The following is a 17,085-nucleotide window of genomic DNA, read 5'->3' on the forward strand; positions in this document are numbered from 1 at the left end:
TTTTAGCATACCACTTTTGGATGAGCGATCGAACAGTGTTTTCACTCGTTTTTTGGGCGATCCAAACACAGCGCCATTGCTACGCGACGGAAAAGCGTTCTCAAGTTTTAGGCGATCGTCAATATTACAAATCCGGTTCTATTCCCGCATTTCGCAATTGTTCTGCCAACCTCTCGGCGCGTCGTTCCGCTTCCGTTAATTGTTCTTCTGGTGTTAGCAATCTTTGTCCTTGTTCGTTGTACCAATACAACCATTCTCGCGTGATTCCCTGAAATGTTCCTCTTTCTCTGCCAATTCCCAAATTAATTTCAGGTAGCCAAACGGGATTTTCCGACTGCAATTGATATGAACCATCCACTAAACGATATACTTCTAGGGGCGGTCTTCTGCGACTCAGAAGATTGTAAATTACATAGTACAAAACTCCCATTTGCACATAGGTTTCCTTCTTCGCGATATATTCCTCGCCAGATACCTTAGTTACAACTTCTAGCACTAAAATAGGGACTATATCATTTTCTTCCCAAAGTACATAACAAGAGCGGAGTCTTTCATCAATAAACCGCTCTACTCCTAAGCTGAGAAAACCATCTGGAACTATAGCGGATTCGTCAGGATCGTAATAAATCCTCATCTGCGCTGCAAAGAACCAATCCCAGCGATTTGCCCACGCCAAAGCTAGTATCGTTTTCAGCAGGTGAGGAATTAAATCTTGCAGTTCGTGATTGACAAGTGTATCTTCAGAGTAGTCTAGCTCTTCGACTGGTGGCAAGTTTTTGCACGATTTGTACTTTAACATGATGGATTTCCCCAATCCTAATAGCTTTACGATCGCTAGCAAAAGTTGATGGTTTTTGATTGCAGATGCTTTTCAAATCCAAACTCGCTCTCCCGTTTTTGTGTGATAAAATAAACTTATCTAATCGTAGGGTGGGTTAGGCACGGGCGATAATTTCAATATTTTCGCTCGATAATTTAGTTCCCGTGCCGTAACCCACCAACACAATCAACTGTAACATTTACGAACATTTTTCCTATAAATCCGAAAGAGCCTCCAAACTTTAATCAGCTTTGTATTTGATGGGTTTTTGAGATGATAGTAACACAAGTTGCTAGTGCGATCGGTGGGTTACGGCACGGGAAATTAATTATTACTTGAAAATACTGAAATTATCGTCCGTGCCTAACCCACCCTACGATTAGATCTCCTACTAATCCGGTTCTATTCCAGCATTTCGCAATCGTTCTGCCAATCTCTCGGCGCGTCGTTCCGCTTCTTGACGGCGTTGAAACTCAAGTTGAGCTACCTGCTGTATTTCGGTTAGTTGTTCCTCCGGTGTCAGCAATCTTTGTCCTTGTTCGTTGTACCAGTACAACCATTCTCGCGTGATTCCCTGAAATGTTCCCCTTTCTATGCCTATTCCCAAATTAATTTCAGGTAGCCAAATGGGATTTCCCGACAGCAAATTATATGAACCATTGACTAAATGACGCACTTCCAAAGGTGGTTTTTGGCGACGCAGGGGATTGTAAACTGCGTAGTACAAAACTCCCATTTTGGCATAAATGTCTTTTTTCCGCTTATATTCTCCTCCTGGTTTATGGGATACGACTTCCAGCACGAAAATGGGCGCTATATAATTTTCTTCCCAAAATACATAAGATGAGCGGAGTTCTTCATCAATAAACCGTTCTACTCCTAAGCTAAGAAAACCATCTGGCGCTATGGGGGATTCTTTGGAGTCATAGTAAATCCCCATATCCACTCCAAAAAACCAATCCCAACGGTTTGCCCACGCAAAAGCTAGTATTGTTTTCAGCAAGTGGGGAATTAAATCTTGCAGTTCGTTATCCACAGGTTTATCGTCAGAGTCGGGTAGGCACTCGGCTGGGGGCAAGCATTCCCACGATTTGTACTTTAACATGACGGATTTCCGCAATACTAATAGCTTTATGATAGCGAGCAGAAGTTGAGAATTTTATTAATCAATAAGCTGAGAGCTTGCACCTGCGATTTCAATTAATCTATTTGTAGCGAAACCCAATTATTTCAAATAACAATTTGGGTTTCGTTTCTCAACTAAACCTACAAATTAATTGGCTAGTCATAGCGCTGAAGCACAACAACGTACCTCTACTCGATCGAGCTTTTTTGGTGTTTGTTACGGTTGCGAAGCTTGCTTGGGAGTAACGCTTTCAATTGCTCGATTTATTTGAGTTGCTGTGAGCGATTGTACGAGAATAAGCTTAAACGGTTCTTGGGTAATCGATCGCGTATAAGCAGGGCTCAAATAAGCACGATATTCTGACGCATTTGTCAAGTAATTTTTAAAGAAAGCGGTACTCAAAGCATTAATATACGGTCGAGCGAGAGCCGGATCGGGGCCAACCAATTCAGGCGGAATAGGTAGCACGCTTCTCTCATCTCTGCTTTTGGCAATAGTCGTAAAATGCGTGGCGTTTTCGAGCAAAACTAAATACTTTTCTGGCGTAGTGAGCCAGGTAAAAGGTTGTATTTGTTCTGTTACTGCGGGTGTGAAAATATCGTCGGTGCCAGCAACTAGCATGACGGGAACTTTTATTTGACTTAAACCGCTTTGTCCGAAAACAGAGCTAGTTAAAGGATTGATAGCAAAGACTGCTTTAATGCGTTCGTCTTGTAAAGTATAATTTGAATTAGGTAATCTAGCTACGTCGCACTGAACTAATAGGGATAAGTTCAAAAATTGGTCGTTGTTACAATCTTTTTGCAGTTGGGGGAAATTCAGCTTTGCACCTGCTAATGCCAAACTTGTATAACCGCCTAAAGACTGACCGATCGCACCGACTTGCTGGAGATTTAATCTCCCTTTTAATGTGGGGTCTGATTGTGCGCGACGTTCCAGTTCGTCGAGAACAAATGTTATCTCTAAAGATCTATTGACTAATTCGATTGGTTGAGGAGAACCAGTTAATCCGCTGAAAAATTGTTCAAACAGTTTGGTGTTATCGCCTGGGTGATCGATCGCAGCGACTGCAAAGCCGTGGGATGCGAGATGTTGAGCTAAATAAGCAAAACTACTGCGGTTGCCAGCCGCACCGTGAGAGATTACAATTACAGGAGCAGGTTGCTGAACGCTGACTCGATCGTTTGCTTGAGGGAGATAAAGATCGAAAGTTAAAGTGCGATCGCGTACAGTATCATTCAGAGTTATGGTTTGTTGTTCCCATTGAAAAGATCCTGCTTTCCGTAAATCTGGCTGTTGGGAAAAGTCAACTTTCGCCGCAGTTTCCGCCTCCGTTGCAGCTTGTTGTTCGATTACCTTGACGATCGCATCTCTATATTTAGTAAATTCTGAGAATTGTGCGGTAATTTGCAAACCTAAATTTAAATTAACCCGGATGGTGCGATCGGGAAACTTGCGAACCAGATTTAGCAAACTCAAACCTTGCGGGTCGCCAGCAGCTGAAATTAAAGCCGCACGCAAAGCAGTCGCGCCATTTTCGCCAGTTTCCGTCAGCAGCACTTTCCCCATACGCTCCAGCACGGTTTTACCTAGCTGTGCGCTGGTAAACTGGGATATGAGAGTGGGATTGGCTTCAAAGCGTTGTTGCAGAATTTCTCGCAGTTGCGCTTGACTTTCTGGCTTGATGCTGCCAGCATAGGGTGCAAGTTCGTCGGTAATTTTACCTTCCTTAACAAAGCTTTCCAAAGCGTCAACGGAAAGGGTAAATTCCAAAGGGCCGTAAAAAACCGCAACGCGATCGGCACTATAAGCTGGAATTGCCGTTAAAATTGTCGGAAATAACCAAAACCCCAAGGAACCGATCGCTAAACCTATCCACGATCGCTGTTTAGATCTGCTCATATCGTACACCTACTGTGAAACCGTTCTAAGAAACTTACTCAAACCTACTCAAAGTAGATTTAATGTTCCCTTCCTGCTTCACAGAATCCTCAACGGCAATGCCATTAAGTTGATGTAACTCTCCACAGGCTATCCCCGTCAAACTAACGGTTCTTGGATAATCAATATCCTTAAATCCTAGTAGCAAATTCCCTTAGTTCCTCAACTATCTTTTTATTTTTGTGACTGCGACTTCCATACAAACGGGCTGAGAAAACAGTGATTATTTCTAGCACATCTTTTGCTAGATCTTCTTCATGGCTAGCATCTTCTGTGCGATTGATAATTACTACTTCTGTCCCAAAATGTTCGCATAGAGAAAAGATTAGCTCTGAACCAAATCGCAGCAATCTATCTTTATGAGTTAACACTAATCGTTCGACTTGATTATCCGTAATCATCCGAATCAATCTTTGTAAGCCACGTTTGCTGTAATTTAGTCCAGAGCCTAAATCTTCTATAATTTGATAAGTCCAACCATGTTGGGCACAGTAAAGCTCTAATACTTGCTTTTGGGTTTCCAAGTCACTCTTTTGGTCGTGACTTGAAACTCTAGCGTAACCAACAGTTATGGAATTGTCTGGTTTAATCCCTAGCAATTGTGCTAAGTCATAACGCCGATGACCATTGGCTGTGCGTTCTGGAATTAACTTCCCTTCCGCCTCCCACCTTCTAAGTGTTGAGGTGGCGACACCTTTGAGTTTTGCTGCTTCTGATATGGTTAACTTACTCATACGGCCATGATAGCACCAGTATTGAGTAAGTATAGACAAGATTAGTTAAGTTTTGTGAAACAGAGACAAGCCCACGATTTTGCATATAAACCGGGTTTATTTGCCTAAGTTCTATGTATTTTACCTGCACCCCGTCGTTTCAATCAATAATAGACATCTCCAAAAATTCTTGTGGGATAGGCATCCTGCCTGTCTCTGAGATTCTTTTGGAGGAGATTTCTAATAGACATCTCCAAAAATTCTTGTGGGATAGGCATCCTGCCTGTCTCTGAGATTCTTTTGGAGGAGATGTCTAATCTACAACGTTTCCGCACGCAAAAAAACCAGCGCGATCGCGCTGGTATCGAAATAATATTCGGATTAGGCTCGATCGACGCTCAATCAATTATTCCTAACTCTGCATTAATTAAAGATATTAATGTTTCGTCTGCGTCCAATCTTGTTGAAGCTGCCGCAGTATCTTTGTGCTTGTTTTTACTTTCAGTTGTAGTGGCAAACACTTGCTCAATCAGTGATGAACTAACGGCAGCGATAAAAGAGATAGGTACAACAACAGGCCATGAAATAGTTACTATCAGCAAGATTGCCAGAGATAGGAACCAATCCTCTGGAGATAATCCGGTCGAGCGCTTGAAAAATTTTAGCCAGTTTCTGAAAAAATATATACTTGTTAGGAAATAAGCACCCAGTAAGGCGACGATAAGTAAATTCACGGTAATTAGTCCTTAAAACTTTCCAGTTATTCAAATTGTATTGCCATTAAACTCTGCTGCAATGGCTAGCTCAGCGTTTTAACGCAAACTTCATCAAATTGGCGGAATTATGAAGTTGTGTTTAAACTATGTCAATGGTAATACACCTACTAGAATAGCTCCAAAGATGGATATCAGCAACTGATATATAAGTTTTAATAGGAAGGATTTGCTGTTGGCTGGAAAAATCCGGCCAGTAAAAGCGTTGCACAAATTTAGAGACGCCCCGCTCATTCGAGACAGAATATAGTAGAGGTTGTTCGCGTGCAGAATATTGTCGCCCCTGTCGAAAGCAGAGTTGCCAACTACCGGATCGGCTTAGTCATAGAATGGTATATGGGTCACGTCACCCACGGGCAAAATTTGGAGCGATCGCTGCGCCACAATCCCAGGATCGAACCGACTTGGATGCCAGTACCGTTTCAAAGCGACGACATTTGGCAAAAATTGCCCGGTCACACCTTAAGGTTGAGCTTGCGAGCCAGGGATTTAGTACGCGCTGCTGTGCAAAAGAACGCTCTCGATTGTTTGTTTTACCATACCCCGGTGACGGCACTGCTGAGTTTGGGAATGATGCAGCGGATTCCCACAATTCTTTCCCTCGATTGCACCCCCATCGATTTGGTGAGAATGGGGGCAGCATATAAGTACGATGCACCGAATAAATTATTCGATCGCCTCAAATTTGAATGGTTCCGAAGGATGTATGAAAGTGCGGCGGCGATCGTCACTATGTCCGATTGGGCGAAAAACAGTCTCGTTGGAGATTACAACATTGCATCTGAAAAAGTGACGACAATTCTACCGGGATTGGATCTCAATCAGTGGCGTCCGACTGTAAAAGAGGCGGGCAAAAATCAGCCATTGAAACTTTTGTTTGTGGGTGGAGATTTTGAACGCAAAGGCGGTTACGTTTTACTGGAAGCATTCCGATCTGGATTGCGCGATCGCTGTACTTTGGATATTGTTACCAAAGATGAAATCGTTACGTCGGCAGAATCTGTGCGCGTACATCGCGGTTTGACGCCGAATAGTCCCTTGCTGCGGCAATTGTTCGCAGATGCCGATTTGTTCATTTTTCCAACTTTGGGGGATTTTATCCCATTTGTAGTTATGGAGGCGATGGCATCTGGTTTGCCGATAGTAGCGACGAACGTGGGAGCGATGCCGGAGCAAGTCGAGTACGGCGTAACTGGACTTTTGGTGCCGCCAAACGACCCAGGTGCGATCGTACAAGCAGTTTCATCTTTGGCAAATAATCCCGATCGTCTTGTGGCGATGGGAATCGCAAGTCGCGATCGAGCAGAACGCCTATTTAATGGAGAACGCAATTACAAAATGGTGGTAGACCTGATCGAGCAATGTGTGGATGAGAAGCGCAGCTTGTAGAGTTGGAATTGTTTGTCATTCATCTAAATACGTCTTGCGAGAGAGATAATTTCCAGTTTTAGATTTAAAACTGGAATCATGTTTTGGCAAACGTAATATCCCGAATCAAACCCGAATGTAGGGAATCAAAAATTAACTTTTTGATTCTCATAAAACAGCTGGGATCGACTATTTTTTTAGATTTGTTTAGGTGTTTCCATGTCAAGCAGCGATTTAGACTTGTTGAAAAAATCCAAGTTATTAAGACCCTTTAGAGAATTTAAGCATAAATTTGCCTCCCTTGAAGAAAGCCAGTATGTGCGGGAGATGACTTCATTTTCCGATACCCAATGGTTGAAATTTATTATAGGCGAAATCCTTAAAAATATAGCCTCCGGAGCAAATTCTATTATTCTGCTTGGCTCTGGCAAATTGTCTCAAGAGGTTCAGCAAAGTTTGCTGGCGACTGCTTCAGACACAGAAAAGCTACGCATTCTTGTTCTGGACTTAAATGAGGAAGACTCTAGTTTGCAACCTACCTCAGATAGCCGGATTGAAAAGATTAAAGATTTAACAGAAGTTAAAGCACCTTACCGAGAGACAGTCTTTGTATCGTGCTTCATGTCTAACGCCGATGTGAAAAAATCGCTCCAAATAGTGCTGAGTCATCCGGAATTTCGACAAAGCGAATTTATTTTCAAAATTCGGCTCTTAGATTCCTACCGGGCTCTCAGCAAGGACAAAGACATTTACGATCATCTTGGCACTTCCTATGTGTCTTCGGTCTTTGATGACGGTCTGATTGATGATATATACGAATTCTCCTTAACAAAGGTTGAGCGCAAGTGCGAGGTTACGGATGCTTACGACCTTTATCAACTGTTACTCCAAACCAAAAAAGTAGAAGGAGCCATAGCTGAATTTGGCTCCTATAGAGGGCATTCAGGTTTGATTATCAGCGAGATGGCAAAGCGCCTTAATTTCAATAAACAAATATATTTATGCGATGCGTTCGAGCAATTTCCCAAAGAAGACATAGCGGTAGATAAGTTTTGGAACGATAGCCACTTTGTTAACTACGAAGAAGTCAAAAAAATCTTCGATGATTACGAAAACGTACATCTCGTTAAAGGCGATTTCGCTCACACAATTGATGCCATCCCTGAAGACCAATTTTCTCTAGTTTATGTTGATTGCGACTCCTATCGTGCTGTCAAATTTGTTTCCGAAAAAATCTATCCCAAGCTAAATCGTGGCGGCGTTATCATCTACGAAGACTACGGACATGACTTTTGTCTGGGTGCGCGTCAAGCAGTAGATGAGTTTTACGATAATAGAGAAGGCTGTTTTAGTTTTTTCTCAGCTTTTAGCGGTTTACAAATAGTTATCAAACTTTAAATCAACTGTAGGGTGCGTTAGCGCTAGCGTAACGCACCATTTCCACTTGTATTTCCGCAATTTGGAAAATTAACGGTTATCGAACCTCGCTCAGTATGACAGGTTGATTGTTGGAATTGCGCTGCCATTGAGGTAAATTAACAATCTCAATGGAGTCATTATTCCAACAAACGCGAACTTTTGGTTTAATTGCTAATGTCATGCGTCTGTAATACCAGCCATAGGCGATGAATTCTTCTGGATTATCCGGTGCGGGAAAGAAGTTTGTACCATATATGCCAGTGCGATCGCTACCTTTTACGATCGGTTTTTCGCTCACAGGTTCGTAGGGCCCAGTAATGCGATCGGAAACATACCAGTAAAGTGTGGAATCGGTAATTTTGTCTTTACCTACTTTCTTTACCCAGCTTGGGTTTAGCCACATAGTCCAACAAGAGAAAAACAGATGATATTTGCCATTTCTGTAAATCACTTGCGGTCTTTCCATTTCATAAAATGGCGATTCTTTTGTTCCCTCCACAAACGGTGTAGCAGCGGGAGGTAATAGTTCGTAAGGCCCCCCAATTTTGTCCGCTACGGCTACACCAACACAACCGCGATATTTTCCTTCTCCTCCTTCCTTCAAATAAGCGCAAATAAACATATAGTATTTGCCACTTTCCCGATCTTTTACAACATAAGGATCGCGCCATTGATAATGGTCGTACTCGTCATAACCCATCTGGCGTTTGAATTGTCCGTACCAGCGATGATTGTCATCTGGTTTGACAAGTTCGCGGTTTGACGATCGCTCCCAATGTAACCCGTCAACAGATGTTGCCAAACCAATGCCTTCATTCATTATTTCCAATCCCTTACCTGCGGCTGAATAAAAGAGGTAATAAACACCATCCTCTTTGTACGCAGAACCGGCAAGCATTCGTCCAGATTCCCATGAATTGGCAGGGTTTACCTCAAGTAAAGCTCCCACATCTTGCCAAGTTTTCATATCTGTGGAAATCGCACCGTAGATAGTGCCGTTCATCCACCAGTGAACTAGCTGACTCGCTCCTCCTAAATAGAAGAGGCGATAGATATCCCCATCTTTTAATATCCACGGGTCCCAACTAGGGTAACTATTCCACAACCGATATAAAATTCTTCTAGTTGTGCGTTTTCCTTTGGGTAGGAAGTCAACAAGTCGTGCGCTTAATTCGTAGAATGGGTTATTGAATTTCATATCGTCGCTTAGGTAAGAGTGAGGTTTACATCAGAGAACCTTTTTGTGCAATTTTACTATCTCCCAAAAGCTCATCATAAACAGCAGAAATTTCCTCCACCATATTAGCTACAGAAAATCGCTCCAAGTTTTGTTGAGATGCTTGCTTCCATTTATCTCTTTCTGCGGAACTAGCTAATATTGATTCAATGGCATTAGCGAGAGCGGTAACATCTCCTGGCGGGACAAGAATCCCGGATTTTCCGTAATCTAATTGCTCTGGGATACCGTCTGCATTGCTAGCAACGATCGCACAACCAGCAGCTCGTGCTTCCGAGATTACCAGCGGACAAGAATCGCGATGCGAAGCTAACACAAATACTTCCGCCGCTAACAAATAAGGTTTGGGATTGCTTTGAAAACCTTCAAAATGAATCTGACTTGCGACGGATGACGCCGCAGCTTGATTTTCAAACTCAGCGCGATCGTCACCATCACCAACTAGATACAAATGCGCTGTAGGAAAACGCTTCGCCACTTGTGCAAAAGCACTTATCAACTCTGCAATACCCTTGCGTTTAAACATTCCTGCTACAGTGACGATCGCAGGTTGTTGCAAAGGTGCGGGAGTGCAGCTATCTAAAGAAGGTAATCTCGGACTTCCTAAAGTTAAATTCCGCACCACTCGCATCTTATTTTTCGGAACACCGAGGCGAGACATATATTCAGCTACTGCATCGCTAACAGGAATCACCCTTTCCGCCAAACCCATCAGTACCGAGCTGCGTTGATGCACGTTCTGAATATGCGCTACAAGACGATACTTTGCCGAACCGCGTAGAAATCGCGCCAGCAATATTCCTGTCATCATATGACAGTGAACGATATCTGGGCGAAATTCTTTGACGATATCTTGGAAACGTTTTGCGGCGATAAATAGCGATACAGGTCTGCGTTTTTGATCTAATTTGTAGTGAGATATGCCAAACCTTGCTAGTAAATCTTCATACTCGCCACCAGCAGAAGCTATCGCTACGATATGTCCTGTTTGCGCTTGTCCGCAGGCAATATCTATCGCTGCATTGATGATGCCGTTTCCCAATTGGCGAACGTCGTTGAGTACGTGCAAGATTCGCAAGGAAGTGTTGCCGATCGATTCTGTTTTAGGATGTTGAGTTTTGGATGCTGTTTGCATTTTTTTACCTATCCTCGAAGTCAGTTTGAAGGTTTTTTAACCGCAGATATAGCTAGGGGCTAGGGGCTAGGGGTTAGGGGCTAGGGGGAAGAGGGAAGAGGGAGAGGGAGGAGGGAGAGGGAAGAGGAGGAATTTTGACTTTTGAGTGAGTGACTTTCGCGCTCTCCCCCTAGCCCCTAGTCCCTAGCCCCTAGCCCCTAGTTCCGACGCTTTGCAAAACTTCTAAATAGCGATCGACTGCTTTATCTACTGAAAAATCTCTGGCTCGCTGTTGCAAAATTTCCGAGTCTATTGGCTCGTTCAGGGTGGCTAAAATTGCGTGGGCAAGAGCTTCCGCATCTCCAACTGGTACTAAATAGCCATACTTACCATTTTCTAAAATCTCCGATGGGCCGCTGGGACAATCTGTAGAAACTACGGGCGTTCCTGTTGCCATTGCCTCAATCATTACTGTAGGCAATCCCTCAGCTTCTGAGGAAAGTACAAATGCTGCTGAATTCGCCATATAAGCATAGGGATTTTCGACAAATCCGGGTAAGGCGACATCATCTTCTAATCTTAATTCCCGCACTAAACTTTCCAGTTGCGCTCGATTTTCTCCCTCGCCCAAAATCATCAATTTGGCTGCAATTTCCTGTCGCACTTGTGCAAAAGCGCGAATCAAAGTCGGAAAATCTTTTTGATTAACAAGTCGTCCCACTCCTAACAGTACAGGCGGTTCTCCCGGCGCAAACCAAGGGTGATTTATTGGTGCTTTTGCCTTCTCAAAAACCTCTGGCATTATGACTGGATTGTAAATAACTTGGATTTTTTCTAATGGCAACCCGGTCATCTCCGCCAAATCCTCCGCCACGCCTTCCGATACGGCGACAATTCCATCAGCCGATCGATAAAAATAGCGCAACAGGTGCGGCCTAATTTTGCCTGCGATCCCAGTGTCACCGCGCAAGTAGTGGGAAAGGTGATTATGCACGCTTAACACCACTCGCGTGGATACGCCTGCCAGACGTTGCGCCCATTTTCCCGCGTTAACGTTGTCTAGCGCCGATAGCAGCACCTGGGGTCGCTCTTTCTGCAAATAGCGCCGCAAAGCAAGGGTTTTAGACACAATACCGGGGGATTTCAGGTCTATTACCCGCACTTCGATCGGCACCAGTTTCAGGTATGGCCCCTCAGCGTTTTGCAACACCAGGTCAATGTGCAAACCCCGCGCCGCAAGACCCTGCGCTAGGTGCAGCATCACCCGTTCCGCACCGCCGCCAGTCAGGGAAGGGAGAAATAAACTCACGGAATTCTTGTTTAATGTCATAGTTTTATCTCTTTAAATTGAGTATTTGGGTATTTTTCAAGCAGGTACTAACTCCACAACAATGGGATAATCTGGAATTTCCAGTTTGATTTGCTGGGGATTTTCGGATTGGTTAATGGGATTAATTGAATCGATCGGCTGGTAAGTGGCTGCATTTTTTATGCCAGTATTTAAGGTTAAAGTCACATTTCGCTTAGTCACATCAACATCTGCATTGGTTGGCTTATTAAAGCTGGCAACTTCTTGCCATAAAATCAGATAAAATTTGCCATCGCGTTTTTGCAAAAGCGTGTGATGCACGTCAGTTGTGTCCCCAGTCAGACCATAGTCTAACGCTCTGAGATCGAAGCTATCTCCTGAGTCTTGCAAAAGTGAAATAAGGTTTTTTACGGCAATGAAGGCGGGTTTCGGCGAACCATCATACCGCAACAAACCATAGTGAAGTTGAGAGTTATTTGCTTCGGGATTCGGTTTTTCATCAATTAATTCATAACTGTAGGCGCGTTTAATGCCGCGATTGAAATATTCCAAAAACAAGCGGGGTAAGTATTTGGCAGAAGCTTTTTCGGAGACGCCAAAACCAGATTGTTCGTTAATCGCGTTGTGGTAACCGGACTCAGTAGCAACGATCGGCTTATCGCCGCACATAATTCTGGTCGCGGGTATCCACCGATTATCTAATTCCCAACTAGGCTGTCCCCAACCTGGGTAACTGTGCATAGTGCCGATGTCGCAAGCAACGCTTCCCAGCTTGACAGCGTTCTCTGCAAAGGCTATTGATGGCCCCAAAACATCTAGATTACCGATTGCAGAATCTGCTTTAATTGCTGCATAAAGTTCAGCTTGGTAAGTGCGAACACCATCAGGAAAGTTTTGTCCTTTGTATTGAAGATCGGTATGCAGATCCCATTCATTTGCACCCTCTACTCCCTCAACAGAATTGGCCATAATTTTGGCAATATTGACGGCATCTTCGACAGTTTGGCCGTAGCGCGGGTCCATCACCAAAATCGATTTGATGCCGATTGTTGCTAAGTCGAGAAACTTTTGCTGAGTGGCGGTATCTCCTAGTGCTACGCCGTCTCTAATATGGCGAATTCCTAATTCTTGCAGCCGGGGTTTGATGATGTCGTCGTATCTGGCGTAAGCAGTATCTGCATAATTTAGATGTACGACAACGCCGATCGAATCAACGAAGGAATCAGCACTGCGAGCTTGCTCTGTTTTTGTTTCCGCTTTTGGTAAAAATAGAACAGTACCGCTAAGGGCGATCGCACTTAACAAAGCCAATGTTAAAAATTTGTAGCGCCTTGTCCATAATTTTAGTATTTTTTTCATATAAACCTACTTTTGAAACATCTATTTAACTCTTTCAATTAATTTTTAATAATTCCGGATAATAGTTGCAAAATCTGTTTATTTATGGATGTTAAATTAAACCGTTCGCTGGCTTCAATTTCTGCGTTGCGAACAATAGTGGCGGCATTTTCTGGCCGATCTCGACAAGCGACGATCGCATCTGCCAATGCGATCGCATCTCCCGGCGGAACTAGCCATCCCGTCTTATTTGTTGCGATTAATTCCATCGCACCTCCAGCTTTAGCCGCAACAACAGGACGTTTGCACAGCATGGCTTCCACAATCACTCTGCCGAAAGGTTCTGGTGCTGTTGAGGTATGGACAACTAAGTCACAGGCTTTCATCAATGGCACAATATCCGATTGAAATCCTAAAAATTTTACTCGGTTTTCCAAACCCATCGCTGCCACTTTTTCGTGTAAATCTTTGACATAATCTTCTTCCCCAAATAAAGCATCACCTACTAAAATTGCCGCTACATCTTCCGGACATCGTTTCAGTGCTTGCAGCAATATATGCTGCCCTTTCCAAGGCGAAAGTCGGCTGAATTGACCGACTAAAAATCGCCCATTCATTCCCAATCGCTGTTTAGCTTGTGCAATGTCGGCATCGCGATTTTTATAGAATTCCGGTGTAAAACCGTTGTAGACAACTTGGGTTATGTCTCCTCGTCCTCCAGCGGCAATAAAAGCAGCTTGAGTAGCTTGAGAATTAGCGATTACTAATGATGCAAAACGATTAGCCAGCGTCACAATAATGCGAATATTGGTTTGGCTAAAGTGTTCCGGAGAAATAATATCATGCAAGTGATAGACGAGAGGACGACGTGCGATAAAACTAGCGATCGCACCCACAACTAAAGCTTTCTGAGTGTTAGCGTAAATTAAATCGCGATCGCGACTGAGATGAACTACCTTAGCGATTAAAGGTGCGAGGTTGCCAAAACTTTTTAACCCTTGTGCCAAATTGCTTTCTTTGCGGACTGCGATCGGATCGGTTGCTAAAACTTCAACGGGAATATTGTGCTGTTCTAGCAAATGTCTGAAAGAGCCATCCGCAAACAATCCAATTAAACAGCTATCTCGATAAGGTTTAGCAATATCTAGCAGGCACAGTTCCGCACCGCCCGGTTTTCCACTTTGGTCTAAAAATAGAATTTTCATAATCCTAATTTGAAATTGGAAATTTATCTGCGTGCATCTGCGTGCATCTGCTTTCATCTGCGTTCAAAAAATCAAAAAGCAAACGCTGCAAATGCTGCCGACCCAAATCTGACGCACAATATTTTTGTGCAAACTGCCTGCCATTTTCACCGAGTTGCTGACATTTGACAGGATCGTTCCACAAATCGCGAATCGTTTTTGCTAAAGCATCGGGCGAAAATGCTTCGCAAGTGATGGCATTGCGATCGGGAAACACATAATCGCTGACACCAATCGAATTTGTGATGATAAATGCCTTACCAAGGTGCATTGCCGCCACAAGCGTAATATGACCGCAAGGTACTTCCGAACCTTTGAGCGGTAACACCATAAAACGCGAATATTTGAGGATATTCATGGCCTGGGATTCGGGAATATTTACCAAAGCTTTCACATTCGGTGGAACGCTTAGATTTTTTAAGTTATGCGGTCTAACCACAATCACCATTTTGATATCCGGCAGTTTTTCCATCGCTGCCATCAGCGTTTCGTAATCTCGCGCATTGCCACCGATCGCACAAATATAATCCCCTGTTTCTAAAGGTTCTTCAGGCTCAATTTGAGGTACAGCCATACTCCAAAAACGCATTTCGATCCGTTCTGGCGGTATATCGAAATATTCGCTGTAGAATTCCTTTTCCCACTGTGAATAAACGATAAACTTGCTAATTTTTGTGCAAGCCCATTTATACAAGTGATACCTCAAACCGTGCGGCAGATTGTGAAAATTAAACGAATAGGCAATATGATTTGTTTTTATTCTTAGCAAGGTAGCAAACAAAACGCACCACAATGATAGTCGCGGATTATGTGTGAATAACAGGTCAGCTTGCTGTTGCTTTGCACAACGAACAGCTTCTAGGCAAGTGCGGAACACAGAAGTTCGCAAATACCTTTCGATTTCTCCCCGCGACTTATCCGCATAAAAGTACCAGCGCAGTTGCTCTCGATCGAGTTCAGGCGCAAACCATTTCCAATTGTCTCCCCAAAAAGGTGTGCAGCAAACGATCGATGCAGGTTTTTTCATAACGATTAACGCGAGCTACAACTTTTACTTTTGTTTGACTTTTGAGAGATTGCACCTCTGTGTTTAGGATGCTTTAGGCTTTCACCGAAACGCACCGTAATTATTTTGTTCTAACTTTGGCTATCCTAATCTTAAATATGCTAGTTTTACATCTAACTCAAGTAGTGTTTAATGGATGTAAATTGCCTTTCCTTATACCAAAAGTATGAGATTCTTTTTGATGGCTGTAGTACTTACGCGCTGCCATAGCCATGCCAAGAAATCCCCACATAACTACACCGAAAATACCCAATTGTACGCTGTTCAAACCAATCTGTGCGAAAACGGCGATCGCAATAGCGCGAGCCCCACTAAAAACCGGATCGAAGCTTGCCTCAGAACTTTGAAATATATTGAAAAAAAGCAGGAGAAGTCCGCCAAGGTAAGGTATAGTTCCAAACCAACCCAGCGCAAACAACATAATCAAAACGCCGCTATCGTAGCTACCAAAATCACCGCCGATATTTAATGAACTTCCCACTCCCCTACCAATAAACTCAGACACAGCTAGACCCATCGCTTCATTGTAGCCTTCTGCTCTGGCATTGTAACTTGTATCATTTTTAGTATTAGTCAGTGATTCAATCCGCGAATTGATAACATCAGAAAAAGGCTCAATTGTTGTGAGCGGAATGACAAACAATGCCATGATTAGAATGGTAATGACTAACCGCATTTGCAGACGCGGCTTTAAAGATGGGACGAAGACAACTAACCCCATCAACCAGCCTAACCAAGCAGAACGTGCTAAAGATAGCAAAAAAGATAAGTAGCCAAATGCAGCCGCAGGAAAAGTTAAAGGTGTTTTGTTACTAAATAACAGTATTAAACCTGCCATCATCACGACGGCAAAAGGTTGGGGCGAGTTGATCGTACTAAATACGCGAATTCCCAAAGGTTCGGGAGTACCGAAGACTACTGTACCTGCATTGTTAAGCCAGAATTTATCCCACTCAGGCGCTACCAAATATTGCACTACTCCGTAGCCTCCAGTCAGTAACACGCCCCACAGAAAAGTGCGTTGAATATTCTGCTTAAGCTTGGGATAATCTCGCCAGTGTATAAATAAGTGGAAACCGAAAAGAATGGGAGTTATCCAACCCAAATAACTGAGGATAGCGCCTGCGATTGAGGCGTTAACCACTCCGACAAGAAAGCCGTAAAATGAACCGAAAACGCACAGGATAAAAGGTAAGCCACCCTGCTGATACGATTTGGGAAGGTATCTTACAAAGGTAATAATAGTAACCAATGTCACTAAATATGGTGACAGCAGAATAGGACTGGGATCTGTCCAACCGCTTTGATAATCTGCTAAGCGGCGCACCCAAGGTGTGAGGAACCATATCCACCAGGTAAAACCCAAGTAGAGGATAGGGTATCGCAAATAAAGGAAAAGTCCAACGGCAAAAGTTCCCGCTGGAAAAGTCAGATTTACGATGCGTCCAGCACGCACCAGTATGCAAAGTGCGGTAAAAAGGATCAACCCGATAATTACCATCCAAGCTTGTGCTGGTTGGAGGCGTAGGTGAAAGCCTTTTGTAGGAGAATTAGGCATGGACGAAGCTAGGGGCTAGGGGCTAGGGGTTAGGGGTTAGGGGTTAGGGGTTAGGGGTT

Annotated in this window: 14 protein-coding genes; 3 read left to right on the forward strand and 11 right to left on the reverse strand. The window is 43.5% G+C overall.

Annotation, left to right across the window (positions count from 1 at the left end):
• Window positions 1–124 precede the first annotated feature (124 nt).
• From H6G03_RS26210 to H6G03_RS26225, 4 genes are all read right to left on the reverse strand, one after another.
• Window positions 125–799: a Uma2 family endonuclease gene (locus H6G03_RS26210; protein ID WP_190470912.1), complete on the reverse strand. Its 675-nt coding sequence runs from the start codon at window positions 797–799 to the stop codon at window positions 125–127.
• Window positions 800–1,211: 412 nt separating this feature from the next.
• Window positions 1,212–1,925, reverse strand: a complete 714-nt coding sequence (locus H6G03_RS26215; RefSeq protein WP_190470916.1) for a Uma2 family endonuclease — start codon at window positions 1,923–1,925, stop codon at window positions 1,212–1,214.
• 237 nt (window positions 1,926–2,162) lie between these two features.
• The gene (locus H6G03_RS26220) at window positions 2,163–3,848 is read right to left on the reverse strand and encodes an alpha/beta hydrolase (protein WP_190470919.1); all 1,686 of its coding nucleotides are present in this window, start codon (window positions 3,846–3,848) and stop codon (window positions 2,163–2,165) included.
• A 170-nt stretch (window positions 3,849–4,018) separates the two neighbouring features.
• The gene (locus tag H6G03_RS26225) at window positions 4,019–4,621 is read right to left on the reverse strand and encodes an IS607 family transposase (RefSeq protein ID WP_190470922.1); all 603 of its coding nucleotides are present in this window, start codon (window positions 4,619–4,621) and stop codon (window positions 4,019–4,021) included.
• Window positions 4,622–4,909: 288 nt separating this feature from the next.
• On the opposite strand from H6G03_RS26225, the gene H6G03_RS26230 reads away from it, so the two are divergent.
• The 3 genes from H6G03_RS26230 (at window position 4,910) to H6G03_RS26240 (ending at window position 8,139) form a co-directional block, all read left to right on the forward strand.
• Entirely contained in the window at window positions 4,910–5,302 is a 393-nt protein-coding gene (locus H6G03_RS26230; RefSeq protein WP_190470925.1) for a hypothetical protein, read from the forward strand.
• Window positions 5,303–5,637: 335 nt separating this feature from the next.
• On the forward strand, window positions 5,638–6,762 hold the full coding sequence (locus H6G03_RS26235) for a glycosyltransferase (protein ID WP_190470928.1): 1,125 nt from the start codon (window positions 5,638–5,640) through the stop codon (window positions 6,760–6,762).
• Between the two features lie 198 nt (window positions 6,763–6,960).
• Window positions 6,961–8,139, forward strand: coding sequence for a TylF/MycF/NovP-related O-methyltransferase (locus H6G03_RS26240; RefSeq protein ID WP_190470931.1), 1,179 nt, complete (start codon window positions 6,961–6,963; stop codon window positions 8,137–8,139).
• Window positions 8,140–8,215: 76 nt separating this feature from the next.
• Here the strand turns inward: H6G03_RS26240 and H6G03_RS26245 are convergent, their stop codons facing one another.
• The 7 genes from H6G03_RS26245 to H6G03_RS26275 all read right to left on the reverse strand — a co-directional run bounded on the left by H6G03_RS26245 (window position 8,216) and on the right by H6G03_RS26275 (window position 17,026).
• Window positions 8,216–9,358 (reverse strand): glycoside hydrolase family 68 protein, encoded by a 1,143-nt coding sequence (locus tag H6G03_RS26245; protein WP_190470935.1) that lies wholly within the window; start codon window positions 9,356–9,358, stop codon window positions 8,216–8,218.
• Window positions 9,359–9,383: 25 nt separating this feature from the next.
• The gene (locus tag H6G03_RS26250; RefSeq protein WP_190470954.1) at window positions 9,384–10,475 is read right to left on the reverse strand and encodes a glycosyltransferase family 4 protein; all 1,092 of its coding nucleotides are present in this window, start codon (window positions 10,473–10,475) and stop codon (window positions 9,384–9,386) included.
• Between the two features lie 247 nt (window positions 10,476–10,722).
• Window positions 10,723–11,841, reverse strand: coding sequence for a glycosyltransferase (locus tag H6G03_RS26255; protein WP_190470938.1), 1,119 nt, complete (start codon window positions 11,839–11,841; stop codon window positions 10,723–10,725).
• Between the two features lie 36 nt (window positions 11,842–11,877).
• Window positions 11,878–13,179, reverse strand: coding sequence for a hypothetical protein (locus H6G03_RS26260; protein ID WP_190470941.1), 1,302 nt, complete (start codon window positions 13,177–13,179; stop codon window positions 11,878–11,880).
• Window positions 13,180–13,217: 38 nt separating this feature from the next.
• Window positions 13,218–14,363: a glycosyltransferase gene (locus tag H6G03_RS26265; protein ID WP_190470943.1), complete on the reverse strand. Its 1,146-nt coding sequence runs from the start codon at window positions 14,361–14,363 to the stop codon at window positions 13,218–13,220.
• Between the two features lie 4 nt (window positions 14,364–14,367).
• Window positions 14,368–15,429, reverse strand: a complete 1,062-nt coding sequence (locus H6G03_RS26270) for a glycosyltransferase family 4 protein (RefSeq protein WP_190470945.1) — start codon at window positions 15,427–15,429, stop codon at window positions 14,368–14,370.
• A gap of 157 nt (window positions 15,430–15,586) precedes the next feature.
• Window positions 15,587–17,026 carry an O-antigen ligase domain-containing protein gene (locus H6G03_RS26275; RefSeq protein WP_190470948.1) on the reverse strand — a complete coding sequence of 480 codons (1,440 nt, stop codon included), beginning with the start codon at window positions 17,024–17,026 and terminating at the stop codon, window positions 15,587–15,589.
• Between the last annotated feature and the right edge of the window lie 59 nt (window positions 17,027–17,085).

This window comes from Aerosakkonema funiforme FACHB-1375, assembly GCF_014696265.1.
Taxonomy (GTDB): domain Bacteria; phylum Cyanobacteriota; class Cyanobacteriia; order Cyanobacteriales; family Aerosakkonemataceae; genus Aerosakkonema; species Aerosakkonema funiforme_A.

What these genes read in the sequence shown, in the direction of transcription:
- H6G03_RS26245 (WP_190470935.1), bottom strand. Translation starts at nt 9,358, where the DNA reads ATGAAATTCAATAACCCATTCTACGAATTAAGCGCACGACTTGTTGAC.
- H6G03_RS26270 (WP_190470945.1), bottom strand. Translation starts at nt 15,429, where the DNA reads ATGAAAAAACCTGCATCGATCGTTTGCTGCACACCTTTTTGGGGAGAC.
- H6G03_RS26240 (WP_190470931.1), top strand. Translation starts at nt 6,961, where the DNA reads ATGTCAAGCAGCGATTTAGACTTGTTGAAAAAATCCAAGTTATTAAGA.
- H6G03_RS26220 (WP_190470919.1), bottom strand. Translation starts at nt 3,848, where the DNA reads ATGAGCAGATCTAAACAGCGATCGTGGATAGGTTTAGCGATCGGTTCC.
- H6G03_RS26225 (WP_190470922.1), bottom strand. Translation starts at nt 4,621, where the DNA reads ATGAGTAAGTTAACCATATCAGAAGCAGCAAAACTCAAAGGTGTCGCC.
- H6G03_RS26255 (WP_190470938.1), bottom strand. Translation starts at nt 11,841, where the DNA reads ATGACATTAAACAAGAATTCCGTGAGTTTATTTCTCCCTTCCCTGACT.
- H6G03_RS26275 (WP_190470948.1), bottom strand. Translation starts at nt 17,026, where the DNA reads ATGCCTAATTCTCCTACAAAAGGCTTTCACCTACGCCTCCAACCAGCA.
- H6G03_RS26230 (WP_190470925.1), top strand. Translation starts at nt 4,910, where the DNA reads ATGTCTAATCTACAACGTTTCCGCACGCAAAAAAACCAGCGCGATCGC.
- H6G03_RS26265 (WP_190470943.1), bottom strand. Translation starts at nt 14,363, where the DNA reads ATGAAAATTCTATTTTTAGACCAAAGTGGAAAACCGGGCGGTGCGGAA.
- H6G03_RS26260 (WP_190470941.1), bottom strand. Translation starts at nt 13,179, where the DNA reads ATGAAAAAAATACTAAAATTATGGACAAGGCGCTACAAATTTTTAACA.
- H6G03_RS26215 (WP_190470916.1), bottom strand. Translation starts at nt 1,925, where the DNA reads ATGTTAAAGTACAAATCGTGGGAATGCTTGCCCCCAGCCGAGTGCCTA.
- H6G03_RS26210 (WP_190470912.1), bottom strand. Translation starts at nt 799, where the DNA reads ATGTTAAAGTACAAATCGTGCAAAAACTTGCCACCAGTCGAAGAGCTA.